This is a genomic window from Intrasporangium calvum DSM 43043, assembly GCF_000184685.1.
GTDB lineage: Bacteria > Actinomycetota > Actinomycetes > Actinomycetales > Dermatophilaceae > Intrasporangium > Intrasporangium calvum.
In genome coordinates, this window is the sequence record NC_014830.1 from 2,285,449 (window position 1) to 2,299,503 (window position 14,055).

12 protein-coding genes and 1 other RNA gene are annotated in these 14,055 nt (G+C 70.9%); 3 read left to right on the forward strand and 10 right to left on the reverse strand.

What is annotated here, in order from left to right; genetic code table 11:
- Nucleotides 1-19 precede the first annotated feature (19 nt).
- On the forward strand, nt 20-790 hold the full coding sequence (gene ppgK, locus INTCA_RS10335) for a polyphosphate--glucose phosphotransferase (RefSeq protein WP_013492863.1): 771 nt from the start codon (nt 20-22) through the stop codon (nt 788-790).
- On the opposite strand, the gene INTCA_RS10340 is transcribed toward ppgK, so the two are convergent.
- The 7 genes from INTCA_RS10340 to rnpB form a co-directional block, all read right to left on the reverse strand.
- The gene (locus tag INTCA_RS10340) at nt 780-2,348 is read right to left on the reverse strand and encodes a hypothetical protein (protein ID WP_013492864.1); all 1,569 of its coding nucleotides are present in this window, start codon (nt 2,346-2,348) and stop codon (nt 780-782) included. The genes ppgK and INTCA_RS10340 overlap by 11 nt on opposite strands.
- Nucleotides 2,324-3,130, reverse strand: a complete 807-nt coding sequence (locus tag INTCA_RS10345; protein ID WP_013492865.1) for an ABC transporter ATP-binding protein — start codon at nt 3,128-3,130, stop codon at nt 2,324-2,326. Before INTCA_RS10345 ends, INTCA_RS10340 begins: the two co-directional genes overlap by 25 nt.
- Before the next feature lie 24 nt (nt 3,131-3,154).
- Complete coding sequence (locus tag INTCA_RS10350) at nt 3,155-3,808, reverse strand: MBL fold metallo-hydrolase (RefSeq protein ID WP_013492866.1); 654 nt, start codon at nt 3,806-3,808, stop codon at nt 3,155-3,157.
- Nucleotides 3,809-3,817: 9 nt separating this feature from the next.
- On the reverse strand, nt 3,818-5,065 hold the full coding sequence (locus INTCA_RS10355) for an MFS transporter (RefSeq protein ID WP_013492867.1): 1,248 nt from the start codon (nt 5,063-5,065) through the stop codon (nt 3,818-3,820).
- A 222-nt stretch (nt 5,066-5,287) separates the two neighbouring features.
- Entirely contained in the window at nt 5,288-6,874 is a 1,587-nt protein-coding gene (locus INTCA_RS10360) for an FAD-binding dehydrogenase (RefSeq protein WP_013492868.1), read from the reverse strand.
- Between the two features lie 31 nt (nt 6,875-6,905).
- The gene (locus INTCA_RS10365; protein WP_013492869.1) at nt 6,906-8,573 is read right to left on the reverse strand and encodes an acetolactate synthase large subunit; all 1,668 of its coding nucleotides are present in this window, start codon (nt 8,571-8,573) and stop codon (nt 6,906-6,908) included.
- Nucleotides 8,574-8,751: 178 nt separating this feature from the next.
- An RNA gene (gene rnpB, locus INTCA_RS18855) (RNase P RNA component class A) lies at nt 8,752-9,130 on the reverse strand.
- Nucleotides 9,131-9,313: 183 nt separating this feature from the next.
- Here rnpB and INTCA_RS18715 point away from each other — a divergent pair.
- Nucleotides 9,314-10,057, forward strand: a complete 744-nt coding sequence (locus INTCA_RS18715) for a hypothetical protein (protein ID WP_013492870.1) — start codon at nt 9,314-9,316, stop codon at nt 10,055-10,057.
- A gap of 39 nt (nt 10,058-10,096) precedes the next feature.
- Here INTCA_RS18715 and INTCA_RS10375 read toward each other — a convergent pair whose 3' ends face one another.
- The gene (locus tag INTCA_RS10375) at nt 10,097-11,536 is read right to left on the reverse strand and encodes an RNB domain-containing ribonuclease (RefSeq protein WP_013492871.1); all 1,440 of its coding nucleotides are present in this window, start codon (nt 11,534-11,536) and stop codon (nt 10,097-10,099) included.
- Nucleotides 11,537-11,585: 49 nt separating this feature from the next.
- Here INTCA_RS10375 and INTCA_RS10380 point away from each other — a divergent pair, with 49 nt between their 5' ends.
- The gene (locus INTCA_RS10380; protein ID WP_013492872.1) at nt 11,586-12,338 is read left to right on the forward strand and encodes a YaaA family protein; all 753 of its coding nucleotides are present in this window, start codon (nt 11,586-11,588) and stop codon (nt 12,336-12,338) included.
- Nucleotides 12,339-12,454: 116 nt separating this feature from the next.
- Here INTCA_RS10380 and INTCA_RS10385 read toward each other — a convergent pair whose 3' ends face one another.
- Nucleotides 12,455-13,642, reverse strand: a complete 1,188-nt coding sequence (locus INTCA_RS10385) for an O-succinylhomoserine sulfhydrylase (RefSeq protein WP_013492873.1) — start codon at nt 13,640-13,642, stop codon at nt 12,455-12,457.
- Complete coding sequence (locus tag INTCA_RS10390) at nt 13,639-14,052, reverse strand: rhodanese-like domain-containing protein (protein WP_013492874.1); 414 nt, start codon at nt 14,050-14,052, stop codon at nt 13,639-13,641. Before INTCA_RS10390 ends, INTCA_RS10385 begins: the two co-directional genes overlap by 4 nt.
- Nucleotides 14,053-14,055: the final 3 nt, after the last annotated feature.

The following is a 14,055-nucleotide window of genomic DNA, read 5'->3' on the forward strand; positions in this document are numbered from 1 at the left end:
ACTCGAGGAAGCGACACACATGGCGAAGAAGGGCAACCCGCTCGGCATCGACATCGGGGGCAGCGGCATCAAGGGCGCCCCGGTCGACCTCGACACCGGCGCGCTCCTGCAGAAGCGCCTTCGGATCGACACGCCCCAGCCGGCGACGCCCGACGCGGTGGCGCAGGTGGTGGACCAGATCGTCGACGCCTTCGCGGAGGTGACGGGTGACTCCCCCATCGGGGTCACCGTCCCTGCCGTGGTCATCCGCGGGACGGTCCGCTCGGCGGCCAACATCGACCCGTCGTGGGTCAACACTGATGCCGAGGCGTTGATCAAGGAACACACGGGCCGTTCGGTCACCGTCCTCAACGATGCCGATGCCGCCGGTCTCGCGGAGCTGCACTACGGCGCGGCCAAGGGCGAGAAGGGACTGGTCATCCTGACGACCCTCGGCACCGGCATCGGGACCGCCCTCATCTACGACGGCAGGCTCATCCCGAACTCCGAGCTCGGCCATCTCGAGATCGACGGGTACGACGCAGAGGACCGGGCCGCCTCGTCCGTCAAGGAGATCGAGGGCCTCTCGTGGGACGAGTGGATCGAGCGGCTCCAGCGCTACTACGAGACGATCGAGATGCTCTTCTCGCCGGACCTCATCGTCGTCGGGGGTGGCGTCTCACGCGACTCGGACCTCTTCCTGCCCAAGCTGCGGCTCCGGGCGCCGATCGTCCCGGCGGTCCTGCGCAACAAGGCCGGGATCATCGGCGCCGCCAGGCTGGCCTCCGACCTCGCCGGGCTCACTCGCTGAGGCTGGCGAGCACGTCGGCCGCCCGCCGGTCGTAGAGGGACGCGCTCACGCGCACCCCGAGCCACGCCACCCCTCCGCCCAGGGCGGCACCGATGACCAGCGTGGGCAGCACCGCCCAGCTGCTGCCGGTCCACGCGAGCAGCCCGAGCAGCAGTACCGGCGCTGCCAGACCGAGGGTGCCGATGCTCGAGATCGTCTGGGCCAGCAGCGTCATCCCGACGGCCCCGGGCGGCGTCTGGAAGGGACTCTCCCCCGGCTTCGGGACGGGGTACGGCAGCACGATGCTCATCGTCGACGAGATGGCGTAGCCGGCGCCGAGGAGCGCCAGCGATGCTCCCCCCAGAACCGGCAGCAGGTCCCATCGACCCACGACCCACGCGCCGACGACGCAGTAGACCACGACGAGCGGCAGCGCGAGGAGCAGGCTCGGGATGAGCCTCCCGCGTCGGTCCGCCCGTCCGGGAACTCCTGCGGCGACGTGCATCCAGAAGGCCGTGGAGTCATAGGCCGTCGCGTTGTGCTCGCTCCAGCTGAGCAGGAAGGCGGCGAGGGGACCCATCAGCAGGGGCACCCACGCCAGGTCGGTGGAGTAGTACGGGATGAGGAGGGCGAGCGGTGCGACCGGGCTGAGGAGCATCGAGACCTGGTAGCGCGGATCCCGAGCCCAGTAGGTCAGCACCCGGGCGCAGACCGCCCACACGGCGGTGTCCGGCACGCGGCCGAGGACTCCCAGCTCCCCGACACGGGCGCTCGTCGATGCTGCTCGCGCCGCCCCGCGCGGGGACTGGACCTGACCGCGGACCGCCCTGTCCCACAGCACCGTCGCGACGAAGAGCCCCGCAGCAGCCAGGGTCAGACGCAGCAGGCCGAGCAGCAGGTCCCCCGCTGCGATGTCCCCCGGCGCCGCCCAGGCCCAGCCGAGCGGCGTCCAGCCGAGAACCAGCGAGGCGGATGCGACGAGGCCTTCGACGTCGCTGGCGGCCTGTCCCGCCAGCGAGGCAGCCGGAACGCCGACCGCGAGGAGGACGAGGCCGAGGATCGCGGTGACGTCCCGACCCCTCCGGCTCGACACGGCACCCGTCGCCAGGGCTGAGACCCACCGGCTGAGAGTGATCGCGGTCAGCAGGCCGATCGGCACCGCGAGCAGGGCCGTGATCGTCGACCACACCGTCTGGGAAGACGCAATCACCACCCCGACACCGATGACCATCGACGCGATGGCGGGCAGGCCGACGAGCGCGCCGAGCACCAGGCCGATGGCCAGCTGTCTGGCCGGGACGGCGAAGGTGGCGAACCGCGCCGGGTCGAGCGTCGGGTCGGACCCGAAGGCCAGCAGCGGCAGGAGGATCCACAAGATGATGCCCGCCGAGCCGCCGATCGGCAGGGCCAGCCGAGCTGACTCGGGCGCGCCGCGCAGGGCGGCCACGCCCACGGTCAGCGCGACGACCACGAACCCCCCGTAGAGCACCCCGAGGACGACTCCGATGGCTTGGGCCCGGCTGCGGCGGAGGGTGTTGCGGAGCAGGTCGACCTTCAATCGGACGAGGTGCGCAACCATGCGAGCCCCTCCACCTCCGTCGAGCCGCCGACGAGGTCGACGAAACGCTCCTCGAGGCTGCTGCCAGACCGGACCTCGTCCACCGTGCCCTGGGCGAGGACGAGACCATCCGAGATGACCGCGACGTGTGAGCAGATCCGCTCCACGAGGTCCATGACGTGGCTGGAGAGCACGACGGTGCCACCGGCGGCCACGACGTCTGTGAGGATCCCCCTGATCGTCGCGGCGGACACCGGGTCAACGGCCTCGAAGGGCTCGTCGAGGACGAGGACGCGGGGCGCGTGGATCAGGGCGGTCGCGAGAGTCACCTTCTTGGTCATCCCCGCCGAGTAGTCGACGACGAGCTTGCCCTGTGCGTCCGTCAGCCCGAGTGCCTTGAGCAGCTCGTCGGCCCGGGCCTGCGCGACCTCCCGGGAAAGCCCGTGCAGCAGCCCGGCGTAGACGATCAGCTGAAGGCCGGTGAGCCGGTCGAAGGTACGCAGCCCGTCGGGCAGGATCCCGATGAGCTGTTTCGCGGCCACGGGATCGGACCACACGTCGTGACCGAGGACGAGGACCCGCCCGGAGTCCGGCCTGAGCAGGCCGGTGGCCATCGACAGGGTCGTCGTCTTGCCGGCGCCGTTCGGCCCGACGAGTCCGAAGAAGGCGCCGCGCGGCACGTCGAGGTCGATCCCCTTGACGGCAACGACGTCGCCGAACCGCTTGCCGAGCCCGCGCATGGCGATCGCCGGCCCAGCGACGGGATCACCTTGCGGCGCAGGCAGGTTGAGTTGTTCGGTCATGCATCCCCCTGAGTTGTCGTCCGGTCAGAAGACGCCGGACTCGCCGTCGCCGAGGTACCTCAGCGTGAGCCCGTCGACGCCGGCGAAGGACTCGATGTGCCCGGAGTACATCTTCTTGCCCCGGTCCGACAGGAGCGCGTCGTGGATCGGGACGAAGAACCGCGGTGCGATCCGCGCGACGAAGGCGATCGAGTCCCGGCTGGCGCACCACGGCGCGTTGAGCGGGTGCGCGAGCACGTCCACCTCGCCCGGCTCGGCGTCGTACGCATCGCCCGGGTGGAAGAGGCTCGGCTCGCCCTCGGCGCGGAGCACGAGGCCGACGTTGGGGATGACCGGCATCTTGTCGTGGTTGAACGCATGCAGCTCACCGACCGGCGTCACCGTCACGTCGCCGAGCTCGAACCGCTCGCCGCGCGCGGAGGGCCTGGCTCGGAGCCCCTCCTCGGCCAGCTTGCCCGCTGTCAATGGGTCCGTGTGGACGCTCGCCCGGGGGTTGGCCCTGATGACCCGGGCTGCCGGCTCGGGATCGAAGTGGTCGGGGTGGTGGTGCGTGACGAGGATGGCATCGAGGTCGGTGAGGTCCTCGAAGCCAGCGGAGAAGTTGCCCGGGTCGATGAGGATCCGCCGGTCGGCCATCTCGACGAGAAGGCAGGCGTGCCCCAGATGAGTGACTCGCATGTCACCAACCTAGGACATCGGGCCTGCCAAGGGGCCGCCGTGGTGGGTCAGCGGCTCGGGGGCCCTCAGCCAGGGCACGACGCCCGACAGGCAGACCAGCCCGGTCACGAGGAAGGCGACGCCGAAGCCGAGTCCGTCCGCGACCAGGCCGATGAGAATGGGCCCGATGATCGCGCCCCCGTCCTGCGCCATCTGGAACGTCGAGAGGACTCGGCCACCGTTGCGCTCGCGTCCGACGACGTCGGCGAGCGCCGCCTGCTGGGCGGGGTTGACGAAGCCCGCGCCGACTCCTGAGATCGCGGACAAGCCGAGGAGAATGACCAGGCCGAGGCCGACCGAGACCGACCGGTGCTGCGCCAGCCCGAGCAGCGCCATGGCCACCCCCATGACGACCAGTCCGACGATGACGAGGGGGCGGCGACCGACGCGGTCGGCCAGGCGCCCGGAGAACTGCAGTGTGGCGGCGGTCCCGACGGCTCCGATGGCCAGCGTTGCGCCGGCGACCCACGGGCGGTCGAGAACCGCGGTCGCGAGCAGCGGCAGCACCGCCATCCGCACGCCGAAGTTCGTCCACCCGTTGGCGACGCCGGATGCGAGCGCCGCCCGGTACACCGGGGAGGCCCACGCCTCGGACAGGGTCATCACGTCGCGTTCGACGCCGTCGTCCGCCGGTCGCAGGCGGGCGCCCCCCAGCCCCACCCCCACGACGAGCGCCGCGACGAGGAGGGCGACGCCGTAGACGATGAAGGGGGTGTGGAGGCCCAAGCCGCCCAGCAGGCCGCCCAGCACCGGCCCGATCATCCCGCCGATGAGGAACGCGGACGCGTAGGTGGAGGACACTCTCCCGCGGGCACCGGGCGGGGCGAGTCGCACGAGCAGGGCCATCGCGGAGATGGTGAACATCGTCGAGCCGATGCCGCCGAGCCCCCGGAACAGGAGAAGCTGGACGTAGGACTGGGCGAAGGCCGTGGCGAATGACGAGGCGGCGACGATGACGAGGCCGGTGAGGTAGACGGGCCGCTCCCCCAGGCGGCTCACGAGCTCGCCGCCCGCCGGCGCGAACACGAGGCGGAAGAACGCGAACGCGGACACGATGACACTCGCAGCCGCCACCCCGACGTCGAACGAGCGCGCGTACGCCGGGAGGACCGGTGAGACGATCCCGTAGCCGAGGGCGATGACGAAGGCCGAACCGACGAGGATCCAGATCTCTCTCGGGATCTGGATCCGGGCCGGAGCACTCGTCGTCGTCACCACGACGTCATTCTCACCCGGCGGGCCGACACTCCCCCAATCGGGCTGGGAGGGCGGGGACGTCGGGAGCGAGCTCAGCGGCATACGGACAGTGGTGGCGTATGCCGCTGGGCTCGCTCCCGCTGACCCGCGGGCTGGGTGCCTGGCGAGGCCGACGTGGTGCCCCATCATGCTGATGGTGGTTGGTGAAGGTCACCGCGCGGCGCTCGGGGAGTGCGGGGACGATCACCCCAATGCGGCGACCGCTCGCGCCAGCTCCCGCCCGGTCAGCACGCAGCCGCCGAGAAGTGTGCCTTCCAGGGTGCGCTTGCCGTGCATACCCCCGCCCCCGAAGCCAGCAGCCTCGCCGATGGCGTAGAGACCGGGTAGCACCTCCCCATCAGCACGAAGGACGCGACAGCGCTCGTCGGTCTCGATCCCACCCAGGGTCTTGCGCGCGACGGGGCGCAGCCGGATCGCGACGAGCTCGCCGTGGTCGCCCGCGGCGATCGGCACAAAGGCCGACGTGCGCAGCCGGTCGCCGAGGAAGGCCCGGACGTTGCGCAACGCAACGAGCTGCGGGTCGGAGAACAACCGACGTCCTCGCGCGATCTCGGCGTCATACGCAGTCACGTCACGGATCAGCGCCGCGGCGTCGATCGGCGTGCCAGGGGTGAGCTCGGTCATGCGCTCGGCGAGTGTCGCCAGGTCGGGGCCAGTCACGACGTCGGGACAGCGGCTGATCAGCTCGTCCGCGAGGGCGACGTTGCCACGCAGCAGGTCTCGAGCCACATGGAGCTTGCGCTGTTCGCGGAAGGCCGGGTTGAAGCGGGCGCCCTGGATGGCGCCTTCCTTGGCGAGAATCTCCCGGTTGAGCACCATCCACGACCAGGGGCGCCCGGTCGCCATGATCCGGCTCACCGCGTCACGGGTGTCGTAACCCGCGAGTTGGGGTGGGTCGAAGCGGGAGCCGTCTGCGCGCATCCACAGTCCGGACTTGGGCGGTATCAGCGCCAGCCCGTGCTCCGGGAAGTCTCCGTCCCAGTGCGCCACGCCTGCCGCGTAGACCCACATGTTCTCGAGGTTCACCACCGACCCGCCCTCATCGGCGACGACGTCCTGCAGATGTCCGTCGATGTGGGGCCACACCCCGCCGAGCAGGTCCTCGGGTGGCGTGCCCCACTCGTCCCGTGGCCAGCTGGCCCGGACCTTGGCCAGGTCTCCGGTCCGGCCGCCTGCGGCGATCACCACGTGCTCTGCACGTGCTTCGAACTCACCGAGAGCGTTGCTCCCGCGCACGCCCACGACCTGACCGGACTCCAGGATCAGGTCCTCGACCCGGTGCTCGCAGTGGATCGTCAGGCCTCTGCCCTCGAGGTTCTCGGCCTCCCGGACCAGCGCCGACACCAGCGCCGGCCCACACCCCCACAGCAGGTGGAACCGGGGAAGTCGGTTGCCGCGACCGTCGCGGGCTCGCTCGGCCCAGTTGGCGACTGGGAGGAAGCCCAGCCCACGCCCGACCAACCAGTCGCGGACATCGGGGACGCATCGTTCGATGTACCGGCGGGCCCAGGCCTGTTGGTGCGCGCTGTCCGGGCCGAAGTCCGCATAACCCTGCCAGTCCTGCCAGGCCAGCTCGAACGAGTCACGGATCCCGAGCCGCCGCTGCTCGGGGCTGTCCACGAAGAAGATGCCTCCGAACGCGTCCCGACACTGCCCACCGAGCCAGTCCCGACCCTGGAGCTCGTAGATGGTGACGCGACGGCCGTCTCGGGCCAGTTCCACGGCTGCGACCAGTGCGCTGATGCCGCCGCCGACGATGATGACGTCCATGTCAGGGTGTGCTCCCGTGTCGAGGGTCAGGTCAGGGTGCGATGCGTCGCTTCAGTGCCTTGGCGAGTGGACCGGGCAGTGATTCCAGGGAACCGAGCACCATGGGGAGTGCCTTGAGGCGGCGCCCGCTGAACACCGGGGGGACGGCCACCTCGACGAGGTGCGGCCCGGGCTCTGCAAAGGCATTCCGCAGGGCTGTGGCCAGCTCCTGGGTCGTGGTGGCGAGCACTGCGGGGACTCCGAGTCCTCGCGAGACGGCAACGAAGTCCACGGGTGGGTCGGCGAGGTCGAGCTGCGCCTGCGCCTTCTGGCCGGAGGCCTGCGCGCCGACCCGCTGCAGCTCGACGTCCAAGATTCCGTACGAGCGGTTGTTGAAGATCACCACGGTGACATCGAGCCGCTCGCGTGCCATCGTCCACAGGGACTGGATCGTGTACAACGCCGAGCCGTCGGCCTCCAGCGCGACCACCGGACGGTCCGGACAGGCGATCGCCGCGCCGACCGCGACGGGCAACCCCTGCCCGATCGCCCCGCCGGTCAGGGTCAGGACGTCGTGGGGCGGTGCACCCGCACTCGCACCGGCGAAGCTCACCCCGGACGTGTTCGCCTCGTCGGAGACGATCGCTCCCTCGGGCAGCAGCGCGGCGACCGTCCGGCAGGCGGTCTCGGCGGTGAGCCGGCCCTTGGGCAGTGTGGGGATGCTGACGGGCTGCTTCGACTTCGGTGCCGCCCGCGCCGTCTCACGTGTGACAACCACCTCGGCGAGGGCCTCGAGCGTGCCCGCCACGTCCTGGCCGTCGGTGGTGAGGCGGTGGATCATGCATCCCTCAGGCACGAGGTAGCTCTTCTTGCCCGGGTAGGCGAAGAAGGACACGGGTGCCGGCGCGTCGACGAGCACGAGGTGCTTGAGCCCGGCCAGCTGGACGGAGGCCAGCTCGGCGAAGTAGGCGATGCGTTCCACTGGAGGCACGCCGGCACCACGCTCGATCCGGCGCGGGAAGACCTCCGCGAACAGGGTGGCACCCGTCGCTGCAGCGATCCGTCCGGCCGCACGCAGCGCCGGCCCGTGCAGCGCAGAACCGCCGAGGAGCAGGGCGGACTTCTTGCCGAGAAGGGCAGATCGAGCCGCTTCGATCGCCGCCCCGTCGGCCAGGGGCGGAGTGGCTGGGGCAACCGGAACTGCAGGCTGCACCCCCTCGGCCCACGAGAGGTCGGCAGGCACGATCAGCGTCGCCACCTGCCCCGGCGGGCCGCTGGCCGCCGCGACCGCCTCAGCGAGGTCGGTTGGCAGCGCTTCGGCGCTCGTGGACGTACGCACCCAGCCAGGTGAGACGTTGCGGGCCACGGTCTCGATGTCCGACTGCAGCTGCGCGTCGTACTGCACGTGGTAGGTCGCGTGGTCGCCGACGATGTTGACGACGGGAACGCGGGCCCGGCGGGCGTTGTGCAGGTTGGCCAGGCCGTTGCCGAGGCCTGGGCCGAGGTGCAGCAGGGTTGCCGCTGGCCGACCCGTCATCCGGGCATACCCGTCGGCGGCCCCCGTCGCCACACCTTCGAAGAGGGCGAGCACGGCGCGCATCTCCGGGACACTGTCCAGGGCCGCGACGAAGTGCATCTCGGAGGTTCCCGGGTTGGTGAAGCACACGGTCACGCCTGCATCGACCAGTGTGCGCAGCAACGCCTGGGCCCCAGTTGGCATCCGCGCCTCCCTCTGAGTCGACCGGGTCGCACCCGGGCACCGCTCCGACCGCTGGCCATTACCCGCGAGTAGTGATTGGCGGCGATGGTAGCGGACTGCGCACGCGCGGCGACTGTCGCCTTCATCACAAGGGTGCACCCGCTCGTCCACCCGGACCCGCGGGCCAGAGGCATGGAGGTGGATGAGTCGGCCGATACGCCGGGTTCTGTTCCGCATCTCCGTTGCCGGTGACGCGGCGACGGCCATCCATCTCGGCCGGCCATTGCTGACCGGCTCCAGCGCCCTACCCGCGCACTCGACCGGGCCGGTCTCGAACGTGCGCTGTCTGGGCTTGCTCCGGGTGGGGTTTACCGAGCCGCTCCAGTCACCTGGCGCGCTGGTGGTCTCTTACACCACCGTTTCACCCTTACCGACTGCCGAAGCAGTTGGCGGTTTGTTTTCTGTGGCACTGTCCCGCGGGTCACCCCGGGTGGCTGTTGGCCACCACCCTGCCCTGTGGAGCCCGGACGTTCCTCGGCGGACCCCGAGGGATCCGACGCGACCGCCTGGCCGACTCATCCGCTCCCCATGATAGATGCCGTATGCCGCTGGGCTCGCCACGCTGTCAGCTGCCCTGGGCAGCGTGCTGGGACAGGAGGCAAGTCAAGTGATGTGGGTCACAGAACCGTCCCACGTGACAACGAGTCCATGACTTCGTTCGTCTTCCATCCGAGAAGCCAATACGCAACCCGCACCAGGACATGAGCGAGCAACTGAAGACCGAACCAGTCCCGTCCACCCCCAGAGCGACGTTGCTCGACCTCTCCCTGACCCAGCTCATCGCCGGTTCGATGGCTGCCGCGACCGCGGCTGCCCTCGGGTCGCGGCTCGGCGTCGTCGGGACCATCACCGGCGCTGCCGTGGGGTCCGTCGTCAGCGCCGTCGCGTCGAGCCTCTACCGGGCGTCGATGATGCGCGCCCGCGCGGCCCTCCAGTGGCAGAAAGCGCACACTCGACGAAGTAGGGCGCCGCTGGCCGGGGTCCCCACCACCTACCCCTCGTCGAGGGTGCAGTTCGTGCCACCTCACCGCGCGTCGAGTGTGCAGCACCGACCCGCTCCCCACGCGCGGCGGGTCCTGGGCGGGGCGGCTGCCGTCTTCGCACTGGCGACGACGTTCCTTCTCGGGCTGCAGCTGGCCAGTGGAACCGATGTCACCGGCACCTCCTTGGGCGACCGCCAGGCGGCTGCCCAGGCCGAACCGCCGCGACCACCAGACCCGGAACGACAGGCCGTCCCGGCCGCCGCGGACCCCGCCCCCACGGGAAGGCCGACCGACGTGCCGGCGACGCCCAGCAGCCCCGCGACCACCAGCGATCCTGGCGCGCCGCCGACGGGCACGGTCCCGCCCCCACCTCCCGGACCTTCCGGACCAGTGGTGACCACGCCACCTGAGGGGCCCTCACCGAGCGACACCCCTACCAGCCCCACCACCGGTTCGACGTGATCGATCGGCGCATGACCCCGTCGATCACATCGAACCAGGTCAGCTCTCGATGCTGAGCTTGATCCGCCCGCTCTCGATGTCGGCGGCATCGACGTGCACCTGGACCGTCTGGCCCTCCTCCGCCCTCCCTGTCGCCCGGGCCACGACGGCCAGGTCGATGAGCTGGACGATGACGTGCTTCTCGTTCTGGTCGACGACGACACCCTCGAGGCTGGAACCGACGTAGGACCGCAGCTCGGCCGCCTCCACCGCATCGGTGCAGGCCCGCTCGACACCGCTGGCCCGCCGGTCGGAGGCCGTCATGATCTCCGGGATCGTCGGAAGGGCGGACAGTGCCCAGGCGGGGACCTCGGTGCCCGCGGACAGCGCCTCGCAGACGACGAGCCCGAAGCGGTCGACGAGGCGTCGCAACGGTGCCGTGACGTGGGCATAGGGGTTCGCGACGGCGGAGTGGGCGGGCTGGTCGGGGACGGCGCCCTGGAACGGGGTGTAGCCGGCGCCCCGAAACAGGGCCGTCGCCTCGTGGACCAGGGCCAGGTGCTTCGGGTTGTCCCGGTCGAGGGTCCGCAGGAACTCGCCGTAGCTCATCTCCTGCGACCAGGGGACCCCGGCGCCCGCAGCCTGCCTCCGGAACCGTTTGACGTCACGCGGGTCGGGGTCGGGCATGGTGCGCAGGATGCCCACCTTGCCGCGCAACATCAGGTCGGCCGCCCCCATGCCGGTGAGCAGGGAGATCTGGGCGTTCCAGTCCTCCGAGGCGAGCAGCGGCCGGAAGCTGACGGTGAAGCCGCCTTTGCCGTCATCGGCCACCTCCTGGTCCGGCAGCGGCAGAGATGCACCACCTCGTTTGCGCTCCAAGGCGATCCGCTTCTCGCCGACCTCCTTGAGCAGCTTCAGCACTGCCTCGGCGGAGCCGTCGTCGACGAGGCGCTGCACCTCTGCGTAGTCGTAGCGTCGGACACTTCGGACGAGAGCCCGCTCGACGGTCACCTCGATGCCCTCGCCGTCAGCCGCCAGGACCAGGTCCCAGACGAACGCTGGACGCACCTGGTCCGGCAACAGGCTGGCGGCGCCCTCACTCACCTCGGGCGGATGGAGCTGCACGCGCTTGTCCGGACAGTAGATGGTCTGGCCGCGGCGCCTGGACTCCTCGTCGATCGGCCCCCCGGGTGTGACGAAGGCAGGGACGTCGGCGATGGCGTAGCGGACGCGGTAACCGTCGCCCTGTCGCTCGATGTGCATCGCCTGGTCGAGGTCCTGGGAGCCCGCCGGGTCGATGGTGATGAACGGGATGTCAGTGAGGTCACGGGTGGGCAGCTGCGCGGCGGCCGCCGCCCCCCGGGCCTCGGCGAGGACGTCCGCGGGGAACTCCTCGGGCACCTCGAACTCGTCCCGGATCGCCTCGAAACGCTGCAGGAGAGCAGCCCCCGGCCCACTCGGCGGCTCTGCCCGGCGATAGACGATGTGTCGTTTGGCCATGGCGCAACCCTACGCAGAAGGGATCCCGCCGCGGCTTAGGCTGTCCGGCGTGCTCATCCTCCTGCCACCCTCCGAAGGCAAGACACCACGTCGTCGGGGTCGGCCCCTCGACCTCGCGACCCTGTCCTTCCCCGAGCTCACCAGCCTGCGGTCGGCGGTCATCGGGAGCGCCGAGGAGGTCAGCGCCCGGCCGGACGCGCACCGGCTCCTCGGGGTGAGTCCCGCCCTCGTCGAGGAGGTCGCCCGCAACACCCGACTACGCACCGCCGCCGCCGCGCCGGCCGGAGAGGTGTACACCGGGGTGTTGTACGACGCCCTCGACCTCCCGTCGCTCGACCCGGCGTCGAAGCGTCGAGCCAACCGTCGGATCCTCGTCTTCTCGGCGCTCTTCGGGGCGCTGCGACCCACGGACCGGATCCCCGCGTACCGGCTCAACCCGTCGGCCCGGCTGCCTGACGTCGGGGACCTGACGCACGCGTGGCGTCTCGCCCTGACGCCGGTCCTCGACCGAGAGGCAGGGTCTGCGCGACTGGTCGTCGACTGCCGCTCCAGCACCTATGTCGCGATGTGGAACCCGAGGGGCGCGCTTGCCGAGCGACGGGTGCACGTCACCGTTCCGGGAGCATCGCACCTGGCCAAGCACACGCGTGGCCTCGTGGCGCGACACCTCGTGCGGCTGGCGGCCCGGCCGCGCCACCCCGAGGACCTGGTGCCACTGCTCGAGGCGGACTTCGTCGTCCGCCTCTCGGAACCGGACCGGCCCGGCCGTCCCTGGCAGCTCGCCGCCACCGCTCGCCCCTGACGCCCCTGACGCCCCTGACGCCCCTGAATCCCGCCCTTGACGCCCGGCCGGTTCGAGGTGATCGGCGACTCCCAGGAGTCGCACCACACCTCGAACGAGGACTCGGCGGGTCTCGGCTAGCGGAGGGCCTGCCCCAGGTCGTCGACGAGGTCGCGCACGTCCTCGAGCCCGACCGAGACGCGCAGTACCCCGTCCGTGATCCCGACCGCGGCCCGAGCCTCCGGCGACAGTCGACGATGCGTCGTCGTCGCGGGGTGCGTGACGAGCGACTTCGCATCACCGAGGTTGTTCGAGATGTCGATGACCTCGAGCGCGTTCATCACGGCGAACGCGTCCGCCTTGCCGCCGTCGATCTCGAACGTCACGACGGTGCCGCCCGCACCCATCTGACGCAGGGCGAGCTCGTGCTGCGGGTGGGACTCGAGGAAGGGGTGCACCACTCGCCGCACCCGTGGGTGGGACTCGAGGAAGCGCGCGACCTCGAGGCAGCTCGCGGCCATCCGCTCGACCCGCAGGGACATCGTCTCGAGGCCCTTGACGAGCACCCAGGCGTTGAAGGGTGACATGGCCGGACCCGTGTGGCGCATGAGGTTCTGCACCGGACCGTCGATGAGCTCGCGGGACCCGAGCACCGCACCACCGAGCACCCGGCCCTGGCCGTCGATGTGCTTGGTCGCCGAGTAGACGACGATGTCTGCGCCGTGCTCGAGCGGTCGCGAGAAGACCGGGGTGCCGAAGACGTTGTCGACCACCACCTGCGCGCCTGCCGCGTGGGCGAGGTCGCACACCGCGCGGATGTCGACGAGCTCCTGCATCGGGTTGCTCGGCGTCTCGAAGAAGACGGCCGCGGTCGGCACCGACAGCGCCTCGCGCCACTGGTCGAGGTCCGGTCCGTCCACGAACACCGTCTCGACGCCCCACCGCGGGAGGATCTCGTCGAGGATGACGAAGCACGAGCCGAAGAGGGACCGCGACGACACGACGCGGTCGCCCTTGCCCAGCAGCGCCGCGAGCGCGACCCAGACGGCGGCCATCCCGGAGCCGGTCGCGAAGGCGGCCTCCGCCCCCTCGATCTGCGCGATGCGGTCCTCGAACATCCGGACCGTGGGGTTGCCGTACCGCGAGTAGACGAAGCGGTCGGAGTCCCCGGTGAACGCGGCCTCAGCAGCCTCGGCCGAGTCGTAGACGAACCCGGACGTCAGGTAGAGCGCCTCGGAGGTCTCCTCGAACCCGCTGCGCGCCAGTCCCCCGCGGACGGCGACCGTGTCGGGACGCCACGCCCGCTCGCGCCCGGCGCCGCTCATCCCTGCACCCAGGGCAGTCCGGCGACCTTCCACCCGGAGACGGTGCGGTGGTGGTCGGGGCCGTGCCCTCCCTCGAAGCCTTCGCTGACGTTGTAGGACTGCGCCCACCCACGGGCCGTGGCTGCCTCGGCTGCGGCGATGGAGCGCACGCCGGACCGGCAGAGGAAGTACAGGGGCTGGTCCCGCTCGATGCCGGCGGCGGCCAGCTCGTCGACGAAGCGCTCGTTGACGCGCCCGTCGGGGTAGCGCTGCCACTCGATCCGCACGACCTCGCGCCCGAGCGGCCGCAGGTCGGGCAGCCCGACGTACGACCACTCGGCGTGGGTCCGCACGTCGACGAGCACGGCTCGAGGGTCCTCCTCGAGGGCGGACCAGGCTTCGGTCGGGGTCACGTCACCGGCGTAGCTCATGCC

What these genes read in the sequence shown, in the direction of transcription:
- ppgK (WP_013492863.1), top strand. Translation starts at nt 20, where the DNA reads ATGGCGAAGAAGGGCAACCCGCTCGGCATCGACATCGGGGGCAGCGGC.
- INTCA_RS10340 (WP_013492864.1), bottom strand. Translation starts at nt 2,348, where the DNA reads ATGGTTGCGCACCTCGTCCGATTGAAGGTCGACCTGCTCCGCAACACC.
- INTCA_RS10345 (WP_013492865.1), bottom strand. Translation starts at nt 3,130, where the DNA reads ATGACCGAACAACTCAACCTGCCTGCGCCGCAAGGTGATCCCGTCGCT.
- INTCA_RS10350 (WP_013492866.1), bottom strand. Translation starts at nt 3,808, where the DNA reads ATGCGAGTCACTCATCTGGGGCACGCCTGCCTTCTCGTCGAGATGGCC.
- INTCA_RS10360 (WP_013492868.1), bottom strand. Translation starts at nt 6,874, where the DNA reads ATGGACGTCATCATCGTCGGCGGCGGCATCAGCGCACTGGTCGCAGCC.
- INTCA_RS10365 (WP_013492869.1), bottom strand. Translation starts at nt 8,573, where the DNA reads ATGCCAACTGGGGCCCAGGCGTTGCTGCGCACACTGGTCGATGCAGGC.
- INTCA_RS18715 (WP_013492870.1), top strand. Translation starts at nt 9,314, where the DNA reads ATGAGCGAGCAACTGAAGACCGAACCAGTCCCGTCCACCCCCAGAGCG.
- INTCA_RS10375 (WP_013492871.1), bottom strand. Translation starts at nt 11,536, where the DNA reads ATGGCCAAACGACACATCGTCTATCGCCGGGCAGAGCCGCCGAGTGGG.
- INTCA_RS10385 (WP_013492873.1), bottom strand. Translation starts at nt 13,642, where the DNA reads ATGAGCGGCGCCGGGCGCGAGCGGGCGTGGCGTCCCGACACGGTCGCC.
- INTCA_RS10390 (WP_013492874.1), bottom strand. Translation starts at nt 14,052, where the DNA reads ATGAGCTACGCCGGTGACGTGACCCCGACCGAAGCCTGGTCCGCCCTC.